Origin of the sequence: Nostoc spongiaeforme FACHB-130 (genome assembly GCF_014698475.1) — a bacterium.
Classification (GTDB): Bacteria; Cyanobacteriota; Cyanobacteriia; order Cyanobacteriales; family Nostocaceae; genus Nostoc_B; species Nostoc_B spongiaeforme.
This window is the reverse complement of the sequence record NZ_JACJTB010000002.1, coordinates 305504-321944: the sequence shown is the minus strand read 5'-3', so window position 1 is coordinate 321944 and position 16441 is coordinate 305504. Positions and strand designations below refer to the sequence as shown.

The 16441-nt window shown below is 40.4% G+C and carries 14 protein-coding genes; 11 read left to right on the top strand and 3 right to left on the bottom strand.

What is annotated here, in order from left to right:
• Positions 1–54: 54 nt before the first annotated feature.
• The 4 genes from H6G74_RS03635 to H6G74_RS03620 all read left to right on the top strand — a co-directional run bounded on the left by H6G74_RS03635 (position 55) and on the right by H6G74_RS03620 (position 3213).
• Positions 55–600 carry an MARVEL domain-containing protein gene (locus H6G74_RS03635; RefSeq protein ID WP_190966350.1) on the top strand — a complete coding sequence of 182 codons (546 nt, stop codon included), beginning with the start codon at positions 55–57 and terminating at the stop codon, positions 598–600.
• Positions 601–836: 236 nt separating this feature from the next.
• On the top strand, positions 837–2120 hold the full coding sequence (locus H6G74_RS03630; RefSeq protein ID WP_190966349.1) for a M16 family metallopeptidase: 1284 nt from the start codon (positions 837–839) through the stop codon (positions 2118–2120).
• Between the two features lie 85 nt (positions 2121–2205).
• Positions 2206–3072 (top strand): fructosamine kinase family protein, encoded by an 867-nt coding sequence (locus H6G74_RS03625; protein WP_190966427.1) that lies wholly within the window; start codon positions 2206–2208, stop codon positions 3070–3072.
• A gap of 3 nt (positions 3073–3075) precedes the next feature.
• Complete coding sequence (locus H6G74_RS03620; RefSeq protein ID WP_190966348.1) at positions 3076–3213, top strand: hypothetical protein; 138 nt, start codon at positions 3076–3078, stop codon at positions 3211–3213.
• A 601-nt stretch (positions 3214–3814) separates the two neighbouring features.
• On the opposite strand, the gene H6G74_RS03615 is transcribed toward H6G74_RS03620, so the two are convergent.
• Complete coding sequence (locus tag H6G74_RS03615) at positions 3815–5056, bottom strand: hypothetical protein (protein ID WP_190966347.1); 1242 nt, start codon at positions 5054–5056, stop codon at positions 3815–3817.
• Positions 5057–5275: 219 nt separating this feature from the next.
• On the opposite strand from H6G74_RS03615, the gene H6G74_RS03610 reads away from it, so the two are divergent.
• The 6 genes from H6G74_RS03610 (at position 5276) to H6G74_RS03585 (ending at position 12488) form a co-directional block, all read left to right on the top strand.
• Entirely contained in the window at positions 5276–5752 is a 477-nt protein-coding gene (locus tag H6G74_RS03610) for a hypothetical protein (RefSeq protein ID WP_190966426.1), read from the top strand.
• 174 nt (positions 5753–5926) lie between these two features.
• Positions 5927–7810: an iron uptake porin gene (locus H6G74_RS03605; RefSeq protein WP_190966346.1), complete on the top strand. Its 1884-nt coding sequence runs from the start codon at positions 5927–5929 to the stop codon at positions 7808–7810.
• 175 nt (positions 7811–7985) lie between these two features.
• Positions 7986–9044 carry a hypothetical protein gene (locus tag H6G74_RS03600; protein WP_190966345.1) on the top strand — a complete coding sequence of 353 codons (1059 nt, stop codon included), beginning with the start codon at positions 7986–7988 and terminating at the stop codon, positions 9042–9044.
• Positions 9045–9497: 453 nt separating this feature from the next.
• On the top strand, positions 9498–10169 hold the full coding sequence (locus tag H6G74_RS03595; RefSeq protein ID WP_190966344.1) for a DUF1361 domain-containing protein: 672 nt from the start codon (positions 9498–9500) through the stop codon (positions 10167–10169).
• A 273-nt stretch (positions 10170–10442) separates the two neighbouring features.
• Positions 10443–11618: a baeRF7 domain-containing protein gene (locus H6G74_RS03590; RefSeq protein ID WP_190966343.1), complete on the top strand. Its 1176-nt coding sequence runs from the start codon at positions 10443–10445 to the stop codon at positions 11616–11618.
• A gap of 48 nt (positions 11619–11666) precedes the next feature.
• The gene (locus H6G74_RS03585) at positions 11667–12488 is read left to right on the top strand and encodes a hypothetical protein (protein ID WP_190966342.1); all 822 of its coding nucleotides are present in this window, start codon (positions 11667–11669) and stop codon (positions 12486–12488) included.
• Positions 12489–12602: 114 nt separating this feature from the next.
• Here the strand turns inward: H6G74_RS03585 and H6G74_RS03580 are convergent, their stop codons facing one another.
• Together H6G74_RS03580 and H6G74_RS03575 are read right to left on the bottom strand one after the other, a co-directional pair.
• Positions 12603–12848: a hypothetical protein gene (locus H6G74_RS03580; protein ID WP_199340875.1), complete on the bottom strand. Its 246-nt coding sequence runs from the start codon at positions 12846–12848 to the stop codon at positions 12603–12605.
• A 19-nt stretch (positions 12849–12867) separates the two neighbouring features.
• The gene (locus H6G74_RS03575) at positions 12868–15195 is read right to left on the bottom strand and encodes a putative PEP-binding protein (RefSeq protein WP_190966340.1); all 2328 of its coding nucleotides are present in this window, start codon (positions 15193–15195) and stop codon (positions 12868–12870) included.
• A gap of 781 nt (positions 15196–15976) precedes the next feature.
• Here H6G74_RS03575 and H6G74_RS03570 point away from each other — a divergent pair.
• Positions 15977–16432: an MgtC/SapB family protein gene (locus H6G74_RS03570; RefSeq protein ID WP_190966339.1), complete on the top strand. Its 456-nt coding sequence runs from the start codon at positions 15977–15979 to the stop codon at positions 16430–16432.
• Positions 16433–16441: the final 9 nt, after the last annotated feature.

Here is a 16441-nt window from a genome sequence, read left to right as displayed (position 1 = left end):
AATCTATTAGGACTTCCAGAAATATGTTTTCTTAACCATACAAGATATAGTCACATGAAATATATCAACCGTCACGCTAACAAAACTGAGCTGATTGTCGAGGTGATTTTTTTAGTAGTCTTATTTCTACTGGGATATTTCCTAGATTATGAATACGCTGCTTCCTTATTTTGGCAATATTACATATTTATGGCTGTTTTAGCCTTGATTTTACTTTTGCCAGTGTACTTACAATATCGGCGGAAACAAGAATTGTGGCTGTTTATCGGGTTCAATCTCAGCATCTTTGCTTTGTACTTTGTAACTCTCTCGCCTGTCAAACCCTTTATGCAGTTTTATTCTGACATTAAACATGGGATGACAATTCCAGAAGTGCAAAGCAGATTTAACCAACGTTTTCCCAAAGGCGGAAGATTTCCTCAGCCACTAGGGGAATTCATGGATGAGAATGGGGATGCGCTGGAAAAGATTGACCCAGTTGTACATGACCAGCATCTAAACTACATTCTTGACCCAAACAATGCTCGTTACAATGCGGAAGTAGTGAATGTTTATTTCAAAGATGGCAAAGTGATAGAAGCTAAGTATTCGGGCGATTGAGAACAACTCTTACACCCAGCCTCAAAAAAATATTTGTGTGTTCAGTACAATACGGTGTAAATAAACCGACTATAAGAAATTGCTAAAAGGCTTGTGGTATCGTTATTATTTCTTTTTCCTTTTGCCTTATTACTTTTGCCTTGTTGTACTAGTCTGTTTCAGATGCAACAATCAAAGATATTTTGGAGTGACGGATAAGATAAAGAAGTAAGAACCCTGTTCACTCACCACTACTCATGACCTCAACTCTATTAAAGTCTCCTCGTCTCAATTCCCCAACAATACACCGTTTGCCTAATGGCTTGACAATCATTGCCGAACAAATGCCTATTGATGTTGTCAACCTCAACCTCTGGATTAAAGTTGGTTCGGCTGTAGAATCTGATGCGATTAACGGTATGGCTCACTTTTTAGAGCATATGATTTTTAAAGGAACTGAGCGATTAGCCAGTGGAGAGTTTGAGCGTCGGATTGAAGAACGGGGTGCTGTGACTAATGCTGCTACGAGTCAAGATTATACTCATTACTACATAACCACTGCGCCCCAAGATTTTGCTGAACTCGCTCCACTGCAAATCGATGTTGTATTTAATCCGAGTATTCCTGATGATGCCTTTGAACGTGAGCGTGCTGTTGTTTTAGAAGAAATCCGCCGTTCGGAAGATAATCCCCATCGCCGGACTTTTCGCCGCGCGATGGAAATGGCATTTGATGTATTACCCTACCGCCGTCCGGTGTTGGGGCCAGAATCGGTCATATCTGGGCTAGAACCCCAGCAAATGCGAGATTTTCATGCTCAATGGTATCAACCACCAATGATTACGGCTGTAGCTGTGGGCAATTTACCTGTAGAACAATTAATTGCCAGCGTTGCGGAAGGATTTACCCAGGTTGGTAAGAATCAAGAGTCAATAGTCAATGATCAAGAGTCGAATTATACTTTTGAATCGGCGTTTACAGAAATTGTGCGGCGAGAATTTGTTGATAAAAGTCTTCAGCAAGCGCGGTTAGTCATGGTGTGGCGGGTTCCTGGATTAGCACAGTTAAATCAGACTTATGCTTTAGATGTGTTAGCGGGAGTTTTAGCACATGGTAGGACATCAAGATTAGTTAGAGATTTGCGGGAAGAAAGAGGATTAGTATCTTCGATCGCAGTTAGTAATATGAGCAATTTATTACAAGGTACATTTTATATTTCTGCTAAATGTGCAGTTGAAAACATAGCCGCCGTTGAAGATGCGATCGCCCAACACATCCGCCGATTACAAACCGAGTTAGTCACAGACAAAGAAATCGCCCGTGTCCGCAAACGTGTCGCCAACCGATTTATCTTTGGTAACGAAACCCCAAGCGATCGCAGTGGCTTATATGGTTTTTATCAATCTTTAGTCGGTGATCTAGAACCAGCCTTTAACTATCCCCTGCACATTCAACAGCAAGAAGCCAACGATTTACTCCTCGCCGCCAATCAATATCTCTGTCCAAATGCTTATGGTGTAGTGGTCATGAAACCGTTGTAAATTAGGGAGTGGGAAGTAGGGAGTGGTGAATTTCCTCATGTTTGATTCCCTACTCCCCACTCCCGATTCCCTACTCCCCATTAAAATGTTTTGGACTGAAATTGATGCCCATATTAGTCGGGTAACTGGCGAAAGTTTTCACACTCAACAACGACGTTCTGTGAGTGGCGGCTGTATTAACCAAGGATACGCTGTTTCTAACGGTGAAATCACATATTTCGTCAAACTCAATCAAGCATCGCAAGTAGCTATGTTTGAGGCTGAAATGTTGGGTTTAAAGCAAATGTTCGCCACAAATACTATCTGTGTACCCAAGCCCATTTGTTGGGGAACATCAGGCGATTCTGGCTACATCGTTTTGGAATGGTTAGAAATGGGTGGCGGTAATACCCAATCTTGGGTAGAAATGGGGCGCAACTTAGCGGCTATGCACCAAACAACCAGCCAAAATGGTTTCGGCTGGGATATGAATAATACTATTGGTTCCACTCCCCAAATCAATACTTGGACAGCCGATTGGATTGATTTTTTCTGTATACATCGCCTTGGTTATCAATTTCAGTTAGCCAGAAGGCGCGGAGGTAATTTCCCGAAACAAGACAAATTATTAGCCGCGATTCCCGAATTATTAGCCAATCACGAAGTACAACCATCCTTAGTACATGGCGATTTGTGGGGTGGAAATGCTGGCTGTACTTTGTCAGGCGAACCAGTCATTTTTGATCCAGCCACTTATTATGGCGATCGCGAAGTTGATATCGCTATGACAGAACTTTTTGGTGGTTTTCCCGCCGCTTTTTATCAAGGTTATAACGCCGCTTTCCCCTTAGATACAGGCTACGAACACCGCAAAACTTTGTATAACCTTTATCACATTTTGAATCACTTCAATTTATTTGGTGGTGGTTATGGTTCCCAAGCCAACCGGATGATTGACCAAATTTTGCGATAAAGATTGGGAAAGAATTTGGGGATGCGATCGCCAGCACAGTTTACTCATCAGCCGATTAATCTCTACACCCACCAATTCGCAAGCAATCCCCCGTTTGATCATCTCTGGAAGCAAGTCGCTGTGGCGATCGCTTTAATTTAGTATAAACACTATATTTAGTCACATTGTCAGTAATAATTGGCACATTAATATTACCACTCGCTAAACTGGCTTCCGCATTGTACAAATAACCAGTTAATGCTATGAGTCCAATGCAAATTATCCTATACATACCAACCTCAGCAAACATTTTCCACCTACGTCATTTGGTCAGTTCCACCTTGATGAATCGGACTTTCCAAACAGATAATTGCATATTGATGTTGTATCAATTGATGCAATAGCTCTAGACGCAGAGACGCAATTTTTAAAATATCAGTTCCATCCTCAGATTTGTGTAGCTTACAGGATGGTCATGACTCATAAGATGGCTTCCCATTATACTTATGCAAGCCTAACTACAAAGAAACAGGAAAAAAATCCGCAAGCAATCACAAAGAAATTTATTTATAGCGTTTCTCGGTTGAGTGTAGTACAAGTAAATAGGGAACAGAGGCGCTTAGGCTAGAGATTAGAGGAATGTATCTCACTGGGATAAAAAACGCTGTAGTACAACTTGTTATTTATTAAACGTAAGTTCGACAGATTGAAAAAAACTCTCTCCAAACCTCTCCGCGTTGGAGAGAGGTTAATCGAACTAGCGTTAATTAAACCAAGCTGCGAACTGGAAGAATTGCCCTCGGAAAACTTCTAACAACCGCAACCAAGTATTTGTATCTGTGAGTTTACCTAACTCCAAATAAGGTGCAGCAGCAGTTCCCTGCACCCATAAAACTAAATCAAAGGTTTGCGGCTGAGTAAAGACCTTGTTGAGATTAATACCTCTAACTTCGCGTTTTCTCCAGAGAGGGACTAGTTTTTGACCTGTTAACAAAGCATCAGTTTCATTTAAAAAAGTCAGCCACTGATCAATCATGGGTTGAGTAACGACTGCATTGGGAATTACCCCTTTTTGTTGAGGATTGGGTAGCCATTCCCGGTCGTTATCAGTTTCGGCTAAAATCAAATCCCAAGATTGACGACTTAAGGCTGTGACTGTGCGTAAATTTTCCATTGCAGTTGTTAAACGTTCTGGTTCAGCAACGGGAAAATTCATTAAATGAACAAACGCAACGATATCGGTAATAATATCAAAATCAAAACTACCAGATGGGCTTCTACCTGCAACCAGAAAGGGATAGGGGGTTTTTGGTTGAGCAAAAATTAAATGAGCCGTGGCATCAAAAAGTTTACTTTCATCGTAAGCTAAAACGATCTGAGCGATCGCAGATAGTAAATTGCAGTATCCCCTCAGCCAGATTACATCACCCGCATCAAAAGCGATCGCTAAATTTTGGGCAGCTTTTTCGCTGGCTGGTATCCCTGTCAATAAGCTAAAAGTCTTCCAGAAAGATTCATCTTCTACTAACTTGCCATCTGCGTTGATATCCAACCTTGTTAAACCCAGCCTTAGCGGTAGCTTAACTTGATTATCTTTGATTGGTTCCAGGGTATCCTTGACTTGAGTTAAATCATTGAGTAAATTTTGCAGAACATTTCTTGTATCTTGATATGTGACTGGCTCTGGTTTAGGATTTATCGGTACAGGCAAACGTAAAATCGGGAAGAATTGGGTAACAAAATTTTGCTGCACACCATAACGATAAAGCGACTGGGTTAACCTTTGAGTTGCACTCATCAACTGCACAACTCCCAACTTAAATCGTGTCAAGTCATCATTGTTGTTTTCCTGAAGTTTAGCTGTAAAAACTGCTTCTGCCTCCTGAAATTGAGCATTTATCAGATACTCCTCAATATCAGAAGAAGGTGTCGCCGATTTTACTAGTGGCGTAAATGAGAATAATAGACTGAGGACTAGTAAAAGAGAACAAACAAAAAGGCGCATAAGCTTTCACCTCATAAATACATTTGTTTGCGCTACTTTAACCTAAATCGTCTTCAATCCTGCTTAAGAATAGCTAAAAGTCTAGTTTAGGCGACAGGTTACAGGTTACAGAGGCTTATTCAGTTCCTTCGGTTTTTTACGGAAATTAACGCAACACTTCCCACAATTGAGGAAATTATTGGTTACGATTGTCTGGATTTTACAGCTGGTGGGGTATGAATCTCTGTGTGGCGTAAATATAGTTTTATTACTAGTGTTAGTCTCAGTCTCGCTTTATTAGTTGCTGGTTGTGAAAATAAAACCTCCCAGTGTCAGCGACTAATTCAAGTCGTGAACGAAGGAAATGCACTCATTGATCAAAATAAAGGTAAGCAAGCAATTACTAGCTTGCAACTGTCTAAAGATTTAGAAGCGATTAATACATCTTTAGAAGAATTAAAATTGGCAGATCCCAAACTCAAAGAATATCAAAGTCGTTTTCAGAAGGTATTTGATAACCTCAGTAATGGTATTGCTAAGGCTGCTAAAGCTTTAGCTGCTGCAAAAACAGCCGAAGCTTCACCAACTGGTAGAGAAAAAATCAAAAAAGCCAGAACCGACATTGATACCGCTTTAAGTGCTGTTGCTAAAACTGCTGGTAAAGAATCAGATACTTTAATGAATGATCTGAATAAATACTGTAGCCAGTCGGAATAAGAGGGAACAGAGAGAAGAGGACAAGGAGCAGGGAGCAAGGGGGAGAATATTTCCTCAATTCCCTCTCCCTCTTTTGATACTTCAGACTTTTTATAACTTTTTATACAGAAATATCCTGAAGAACACCAAAAAACTTTGTCAAAAGAAATATTGGTGTTAGTCAACAGGTATACCATGAGCGACCTAAGTCTACTGATGCTAGGCGTATTGACAGCCGGGCAAACATCTCCACCTAATAATTTACCAGAACCGCCTGTAGTTCAGTCAGACAAAGAAATTCAGCAGCTAAAAACAGAGAATTTATCACAAATTTCTCCACCTGCGGAAATCACCCCACCTGAATTTATGCCACCGGATAGTACTTCCGAGGTGATAACTGCGCCTGTAAATGACCAGTATCAAAATCTACTTAATAAAATCCCTCAAAATACTAGTTCCCAAGATTCGCAAATTCCCGTAGAAACTCCACCAGAAATTTCACCAGCAGTTCAACTCCCAATTTCTCCGGAATCTCCCGCCGCACCAGAGTTTTCTGACACTGCTGAATCAGATGATCAGATGTCTCAAGTAACATCGGTATCGCAATTAGATGATGTCCAACCAACTGACTGGGCTTTTAGTGCTTTACAGTCTTTAGTTGAGCGTTATGGCTGTATTGCAGGACATAGCAACGGCCAGTATTTAGGTAATAATGCTGTCAATCGTTATGAATTTGCTCATAGTTTAAATATTTGTCTAAATCAAATTCAAGAATTAATTGCTAAAACTCAAGCTAATACTGTTAGTCAAGCAGACTTAGACCAAATCCAAAAATTACAAAGTGAATTTCAACAAGAGTTACAGGAAATAGCGCAACGTGTTGATGTTTTAGAAAATAAAAATATTGAATTAAAAGCTAATCAGTTTTCGACTACAACTCGATTATTTGGTCAAGCTATTTTTAGTCTTCAAGGCACAAATACAACTAGTGTGGATTTGTTTCCTAGAGATGGTGTGCCAGAACGGCAAGGTAAAACTAATCTAACTTTTACAAATAGTGTCCAGTTAACTTTAGCAACATCATTTACCGGAAAAGATTTATTAATTACAGGGCTATCGGCTGGAAATTTAGGTTCTAATGCGTCGTTAATTTCTCATAATATGGGGCGCTTGAGTTTTGAATCGAATACTGAGAATAGAGTAGTAATTAATGACTTATCTTATCGATTTTTATTGGCGGATAATTTAGGAGTTGTTGTTGGTTCGGCTGGAGTGAATGCCGCTACAACTTTTCGCGGAATTAACCCGTTAGAAGGTTCGGGAGATGGGGCAATTTCACAATTTGGTCAGCGAAATCCGATTTTAAATATTGGCAACGGGACTGGTGGTATAGGTTTTGACTGGGAAATTAGCGATCGCATCAGTCTTCAAGGCGTGTACAGTTCCGAAATCCCCAGTTTTCCTGGTAATGCCAATTCGGCGGGTTTATTTGGGGGTAGATACAGTGCAGGCGCACAACTTACTCTCGCACCCACCGACAATCTAGATATCGGCATAAATTACATATATTCCCACTCTCCGAATGATTTACTCGGTACTGGTATTGGTGACGCGCAATTAATTTCGCCATTTGCACCCACTACAGCGTTTAATACCCATGCAGTTGGTGCAACTGTGGCATGGCGTTTAAACGATAATTTACAGTTGGGTGGTTGGGGTGGTTTTTCTACCTCTAAACCAGCTAACCTCTCTGGTAGTGTAGAAACTACTAATTGGATGGTATTTGCGGCGTTACCAAATTTAGGTAAGGCGGGAAATCTTGGCGGTATTTTAGTGGGACAACCCCCCAAAATTACTTCCAGTAACTTACCCGATGGCTACAATTTTCCTAACTTCTCGAATGGGGGAACGCCAGGGGGACGTAGCGATACATCACTGCATGTAGAACTTTTTTATCGCGCCCAACTCAATGACCGTCTTTCCCTCACACCGGGCTTATTAGTTGTTTTCAATCCTGATCATAATACTGCTAACGACACTTTGATAGTGGGTGCATTAAGAGCAGCTTTCCGGTTTTAATTCCGTAACCATGTAAATGTAATCACAAGGGGCGAAACCCCCTGCTGTGTTGCCTTACTACCTTTGACTGTCAGCAATCTTCCAACATACCCAAATTTATATTTCGACTTTTTGATCACGCACTAGAAGCCTAATGCGTGTTGTTTTTGATGAGGAAATAAGGAGCAAATTTTTCATGCAATTCAATTCATCAGCAAAAAAGATTAGCTGTGCAGTTTTAGGTAGTAGTAGTTTAGCCGCAGTTTTGCTTGGTTTGACTGGTAGTAGTGCTTCTGCCCAATTAATCATTCAAAGTACTGGTAGAATCTCAGGAACCTTGGAACTACCGAGTTTTAACCCTAATTTTAATAATTCCGTCACACGCATCGATACTGACTCTCAAGGTGTTTATCAACGGAATATTGGTACTGCAAGTAAGCCGAATTACGTGCCTGTTTATAAGTCCGACTATGTGAAAGTAGAAACACGCAGTGATGGGAGTTTACATTACTTTGTTGACTTTAAAGGCATCCCGGTGATTTCTTTTAATGGGGTTTTGACTTCGCCGGCGCTGTCTGGTGGTCAATTGACACCCTTTACTTATCAAGGCAAAATCCAGAATGTTTCCTTTCAAGGTATCGTACAAGATGAGTTTGGGTTTGCCAAAGCTTTCTATACGGGAATTGTTACCGACCCCCAAACAGGTAAACAATATCAAGGTACTTTTCAGTTAAATGGCCAAGGGCCAAGATATAGCGATCGCAATGGTGGCGAAAGTCCGACAGTCTTTGATTATAAGTCTGATATTCCCGGTACTAAGCCAGATCCGACACCCTATGAAATGAAAAATACTCCTTTGGTGAGGTTGACAATTACCGTACCTGCTGACGCTACCCTGATTAATCCTGGTGGTGGAACTACTCCCACGACTCCCACTCCACCCAGTGTTAATAACCCTCCAACTTCTACACCTACCCCCACTACACCTGTGCCAGTGTCAGTAGATAGTGGTGCGATCGCCACGACTCCGATAACATCTAATATTGGTGGGACATCTGGTCAATCTAGCCCATCGCCTTCTACTGAATCCAACATAGAATTCAGCAGTGGTTATTCTCTTACAGCTAATCCTGTTAGTTTAGAAGTTTCTCCTGTCGCAGCTAAAAGTTGTGACGATAGTTCTCTCAATTGTCGCCCCCAAGTAACTGCAACTAAACAAGCAATTGGCCCCCGTAGCCGCGTTCTAGTGCGTTAATTGCTGATGAAAGGGAACAGGTAACGGACAACAGTTTACCTGTTTCCTCCCCGAAGAAGTCAAATTTTCCATTTTTCGGGAATTGGCTCAGGGGAGATTGTATCTAAACCACGACTACAAAAATACGACCTCCTAGAGCAAAAATTATACTGGGAGTTTGAGTGGCATTTTTGCGGCTCACACTTCCAGATTTCTGTTAAATATGCCCTGAATAATTTTCTGGTTATACTAGTACAAAAAGGTGAACTCTGATATGGGTCAACCTGTATAAACAGCAGCTACACCATTTGTCAGTGGTAGTAGATTTATCTATCCACTGTCAGATTTTCACAACCTGACAAAGAACATACAAAAAATCACACAGTTAATTTTTACCCAACTGATCAGTCAAACATAGCAGTTAAGGCTATACAACAAAACTACATCAATTACACATCTGGCAAGCGAGCATTTATGAAAGAGGAATTGATTGTATTGATAGTCAGAGTTTTACAGGTCTTGCGAATCAACATGAATTGGATGACGTGGAACCTGTTTTTGGCTTTCATACCTTTGGTTTTAAGTGTTTGGTTGTTCCGCACTCGCCGGGGACGTTCTTGGGTTTGGTGGTTGGGATTTATTGTATTTTATGCTTTCTTGCCAAATGCACCTTATTTATTAACCGATGTTATTCACCTGATCGACGATATTCGCACAATTCAATCAGTGTGGATGATTACTTTAGTACTAATTCCAGTTTATTTTTTGGTAATTTTTGCCGGGTTTGAAGCTTACGTTATCTCTTTAATTAATTTGGGATACTATTTACACCGCATTGGCAAAAGTCACTGGATTTTTAGAGTTGAGTTAATTACTCATGCTCTTTGTGCTATTGGTATTTATTGGGGAAGATTTTTGCGTTTCAACAGCTGGGATTTTATTACGCAACCAGATGCTTTATTAACTAAAGGTGTAGAAGAACTTTTGGGTAAACAACCTTTAGTGATTATAACTCTGACATTTGTGATTTTGCTTGGATTGCACTGGCTGATGAAACGAGTGAGTTTAGGTTTTGTGAATCAAACACCAGAAAGAATGGTAGTTAACTCAAATTCAGCTAATACTGATACACCCAATGTTGGATAAGCAGAAACTTTAGTTCAAATATTTACATAAATGAATTTGAATTAATACATTCAGAAATTAATGTATTAATTCATTTTTTCTTCATATCCCCGACTTCTTTGAGAAGTCGGGGATATTTTTGTTAACGAATGTTTGATGACTGCTATATCTCTCTCAAGAATGGTGGGTTTGTCGATATTTTTTATCAAAAGAAAGATGAAATATTTAGTGTCTAGTTATGAAATAAATCTAGATCATGCAATTTAGATTGCTGTGGATAGGAGTTTTATAATTATGACGCTATTATCTATTGATGAGCTAAAGACTTTAACTGAAAATACTAATCAACCCTGTATTTCTCTATATATGCCAATGCAAAAAGCAGGGCCAGAGATTCGACAAAATCCAATTCGCTTCAAAAATCTCATCCGGGAAGCACAAAGCCGTTTAGAAGCAATTGAAATGAGCCAAGGACAAGCTAATGAGTTGGTTCAGCCAGCGATGGAACTGGATACAGGAGAATTTTGGGAAAATCAAGATCAAGGTTTAGCAATTTTTATTGCTCCGGGAGTATTTCGTTATTATCAGTTACCAACGGAGTTTCCAGAATTGGTAGTTGTGAGCGATCGCTTCCATATCAAGCCATTACTACCTTTAATTAATCATGATGGTAAATTCTATGTTCTGGCTTTAAGCCAACAAGATTTGAAATTTTTTGCAGGTACGCGCTCTGGTTTGCAGGAAGTAGAAATCGAAAATCTACCCAAGAGCCTTGATGAAGCTCTGCTATACGACGAAACCGCGAAAGAAGGCCCATTTCGCATCGCTACAAAAAAAGGTAGCACCTCCAATCCTTTCTCTCGCTCCCAGCCAGGTGCATTCCACGGACAAGGAAGCCCAGACCGAGATCAACACCAAGCAGCCATCCTGCAATACTTTCATATAGTTGATGCGGAACTGCACGAAAAACTCCGCGAAGAAACAGCACCACTAATTTTGGCGGGCGTAGATTATCTTCATCCTATTTACCGCGAAGCTAACAGTTATCACAATTTACTAGAACAAGGTATCACCCGCAGACCAGAGCTTTTCCAAGTTGAGGAATTACACGCGGATGCTTGGGAAATTGTCGAGCCGCTGTTTCATGAGTCGGAACAGCAAGCGATGGAACTTTATCAACAACTGCTGGGTGAAGATACTGGTACAGCTTCTAGTGATCTTAAAGAAATTGTGGCTGCGGCTTATTACCAAAGAGTTGATTCTCTATTTGTCCCTGTAGGAAAACAAATCTGGGGTAAGTTTGACCCAGAAACGATGAATGTAGAGATTCACCCAGAACCAGAACCAGATGATCAAGATTTGTTAGATTTTGCCGCGATACATACGATTCTCAATGGTGGTAGGGTTTATGCTGTGGAACCAGAGAAAATGCCCAGTCAGTTACAAATAGCAGGTATTTTCCGATATTGATGGTTTTTGTAGTGTTGTATACAGTTGAACAAGCCATATACAACACTTATGCTGAAGAATTTTTTTGCTGTGCTGAGTCAATCTTTTATCGGTTTAGCTGTTTTAAGTCAAATTGCTGTATTCACCCAGCCTAGTAGTGCTGCAACTATTGTTGGGGAATCAGGTAATGTGCGTGCAGAAATCTCTTATGACAAACCAGAGGAATATCAATATAAAAATGTGCGTTTGCAAATTAGCCGCACAGGTAAAGTAGTTTTAGATCAAAAACTGCCCCAGGAAAGTGAATATGATCGTCCTGTTGGCGGGATATATGAGAAAGAAGAGAAGTTACCCATACTAGATTTAGACGGTGACAAAGAACCAGAGGTAATTGCCGATTTCTTTACAGGCGGCGCACATTGTTGTACTTATTCGTTGATTTACCGCTACGACAAAAAATCTCAAAAGTATACTCAAATTCGCCAAGACTGGGGTAATGGGGCGTATCGATTTCAGGATTTTGATAAAGATGGCATTATCGAACTTGAGAGTCGAGACGATCGCTTTGCATACTCTTTTACAGCTTATGCTGCTTCTGCTTATCCGTTGCAAATTTGGCAATATCGCCAAGGCAAAATGGTTGATGTGACTCGTCGCTATCCCAAGTTGATTTACAGTCACGCTTCTGAATTATGGAAAACTTACACTGAGATTCGCCAGCAAGGTGATGACGGTAAAGGATTTTTAGCTGCGTATTTGGCTGATAAATATTTGCTGGGTCAAGGAGAAGATGGTTGGAAACGAGTCCGACAAGCTTATACAAAAAGCGATCGCGCTCAATATTTTGCCGATTTACGCAAGTTTCTGCGCGAAACTGGGTATATGAAGTGATTTTACAGTGTTTCTCCACTCAGTGAAGTACAGAAAAAAATAATTAACCGCAGATGGACGCAGATAAACGCGGATGAATTTGGATTTTACTCAAGTGAAAACCGCTATATTGACTTAAGAAGTAGATACAACAGTGCTAGGGTTGACAGCCGTAATTTCTGAGTGTTCTCCATAAATACTTTCTCGGCTGATACCTTCATCTGAAAGTGTAGGAAGGTTAAGTTCTCGGTGGCTTTCTACCCATTCTTGAAATGCTGCTATCCATTCTTGGGGAGTCGCGGTTTCATAAAAAGGACGTTCTGCTGATGATTGTACTAGTTGTTGAAGCTCATTGAGAATTGGTTTTTGTTGACTGTTCATAGCTTTCATCAATTGTCCTTCAATGAATTATTCGCCGTGCTGCTGCTAAAATTAACCGATGTTCAGCACGGGCGATCGCATAATGTGTTCGTTCTACTGCTTCTGGTTCGACGGAAATTGAAGTAATGCCCCATTCTACTAGTTTGTCAATAATTTCAGGATACAATGCTGGTGCTTGACCGCAGATTGCACAGGGGATGTCGGCATTTTTCGCCATTTGGATTAATTGAGCGATCGCACCCATGACGGCTGGATGGCGTTCATCAAAGATTTTTGTCAGCTGTCCTTGTTCTCGATCTACGCCTAACAACAGTTGTGTTAAGTCGTTTGTCCCAATGGAAATTCCGGCTACCCCGGCTTTGACATATTCTGGCAGTAAAAATAATACACTAGGCACTTCTGCCATAATCCACAGTTGAAACTGCGACATTTGAGTTAAGCCGATTTGCTCAACTTTCTGGCGACAAAAGCTAAACTCAGCTACACTCCGCACAAAAGGTAACAATAACCGCAGATTGCTATAACCTGCTTTTTGGACATTCAGTAACGCTGTGAGTTCCAAATCAAAAACGGCAGGGTTGTTAATATAACTCAATGTGCCGCGATCGCCCAAAATCGAATGAGTTGCAGCTGGTGGAGTATAAGTTGATGAAAACTCCGACAATCGCCAATCTAGGGAGCGATAAAATACCGGACGGGGCGTAAAAGCACGTACAAAATTGATAATCTGCTGTGTCCACAACTCCAACAATTCTGAGCGACGACCACTCATAATCCAATTATGGGGGTGTTGTCCTTCCAAAATATTCAACAGCATTAATTCCGAGCGTAACAATCCTACACCATCGACAGGTAAGGTCTGCGATCGCTCGATTAAATTAGGCTGACTCAGATTCACCATTAGTTGAGTAGCAATCATGGGCGGCTGCGAACTAAGATGTGAATGATCGGGTGAAACAGAAGGAGCAGGTATACTAATTTCTGGATTTTCTGGATTGTTGGCTTTGCTATCTCTGAGGCGATAAATTTCTCCCCTGTCGCCATCTACTAGCAATTTTTCTCCGGTTTGAATTAAGACTGTAGCATCTTTTGCACTCACAACTGCGGGAATGCCTAATTCTCTGGATAATATGGCAGCATGACTAGTCAAACCACCTTGCACTGTCACAATCGCCACAACTTTTTGCATTAACGCCAACCAATCAGGTGCGATCATCGGGACGACAAGCACGACTCCTTCGGGTATTTGTTCAGGTTTTTGCAGAGAATTAATCACATAAGCACTAGCCGTTACTTTACCTGTGGCTGCACCCAACCCTTTGATTAACTTTAAGTTAGAAACTGGTGCTAAGGGAGTATTAACTTCGGTAATTTGGAGATGGGAAACTGTATCGATTTCCGTAATACTCCACTGGACAGTAAAAGTTTTCCCCAGTTCACTTACCAACTGATTTCCCAAAGCGATGATCTGTGGCACACTCGACTCTGGCAAAGCGTATTGTTTTTGTGATTCTGCTGAAAGTAAATAAGCAACTAAACCGTTGTTTTCATCAGTGAGTATTGATTGGAGTTGCGGTTGTGTAGTTGCAATTATCTCATCATCTAGACGATAAGCCAGCAATTTATTTCCTAAATGTCGTTCTAGAACAATACCTGTTTCTGGCTGAATGTAGTAAACATCTGGCAAAACTTCTCCTCTAGTGAGTGCTACTCCTAATCCCCAAGTAGCTTCAATTGTCCATCCAGAGGCGTGAGCATGAAGTGAACCACTGGCGATCGCATTTTGCATTGGTTGTACTAACACCGCCAAATTCACATTTTGCAGATCAATTCCCTGGCGTTGCCAATACAATAAACTTCTAGCGCGAAATAACTGATTCCAAACTCGCTTCAATCCCAAAGCGATCGCATCTTCATCACAACCACAAAAGATTGGTTCTAGTAACCCAGCTATATTTCCGATATCTTGGCTAATATTGAAAACTGATAATGTGGGTTGCAAAATCAAATATTTAGTTTGCCATTCTTTTGTCGCAGCAAAAATTATACTTACCCACGCTGATGGTACATTTGCCGCAATGATTTCTTGACGCAAACGACTAGCCACCTGCTGGAGTTGTCGCCAATTAGCTACATCAAGGTGCAATGAAGAATCAGGTAAGTCTGCAACTAAAGATTCTGAACTGTTAATAGTTTCTAAAAATTGCCGCAAAACTTCTGCTGAAATCACAAAACCAGGCACCACAGGGTAGCCACGCTGCATCATTCTGCTTAAATAAAATGCTTTGTCGCCTACTTTGGCGCGGTCTTGTAGTTTAATTTGGTCAAGCCAGTAGACTTTTTCCACTCACTTCATATTTAATGATTTGTCAATTTGCCACTACAGGCTTTGCTCTCGGTAAATACTCCCAAGCTATTGCATAAATTATCTGCCGAGAGAGTTTCTTTCCATTTGATTATTGAAAATTATTAGGACTTAGTTATGATTATAAGTCTTCATTCAATGCTGTTTGGCAATCATCTCACCCCTTGGTTAGTTAATATTTTTTGTTTTACATATTGCACCAAGCAACTAAAGTCGCGGTTAATCTTGCACAACAAACCCTTGATTTTAAATTAGTCCGCGTAGGCGGACTTAATTTTTATAGCCGCGAATTCTATTCGTCGGGTCTAGGTGCTTATTCGTCTGTTTTAACACTCAAATAGCTAGTCCATCAGTTGGAACACTACACTGTTAGTCTAGATCATTAATATTGCCATAAATTTTCCTCACAATTCCATATCATCTGCCTCAAACCATACTAGGATGAATGCAGTTTATCATCGAAAATTACCATGATTGGTAGGTCAATTCACTCATATCCGGCTTGATTTTTGAAATTATCTGTACAGGCTGGGAGTAGGAAAGAGTATTTTTGGTGTGTACTGTTTTTTCAGAAATTAAATATGAGTTCTATATTTGCCTAAAATAATTTATACTCAGCACCTTTAGCTGATATAAATACCTATTAAGTTATGACAAAACAATCTCATTAAAATATATTTTACTCAGTTCTCTTGAGTAAACTCAATGATATACTTTTAAGTTAAAGTAGCATATATTACTTTTTATATATTTTAAAACAAAATTGTTAAATACTTACTACTTGTTACCCAATGATTGGTTAAATATCCTGTTTAGACTGTGCCTAGCTTTGTTATTTGGTGCGATTATTGGCATTGAACGTCAAATTAGACGCAAACCAGCAGGTTTAAGAACTCATATACTTGTCAGTTTGGGTTCTGCCTTGTTTACTCTTATTCCTTTGCAGACAGGGATATCAGAACCTAGCGCCGATGCTTTAAGTCGTGTCATTCAAGGTATTGCCGCAGGTGTTGGATTTCTGGGTGCGGGAGAAATTGTCCGCGAATCTTCGCAAAAATCTCAGCAGCCTGAAGTTCATGGACTGACATCAGCCGCAGCGATTTGGGTTTCGGCTGCGCTAGGAATAGCTGCTGGCTGTGGCTTATGGCAATTAGGATTAATAGCGGCTTTATTGACAATTTTAGTACTGAATCTATTTAAGAAAATAGAGAAAAATTAATCCCAATTA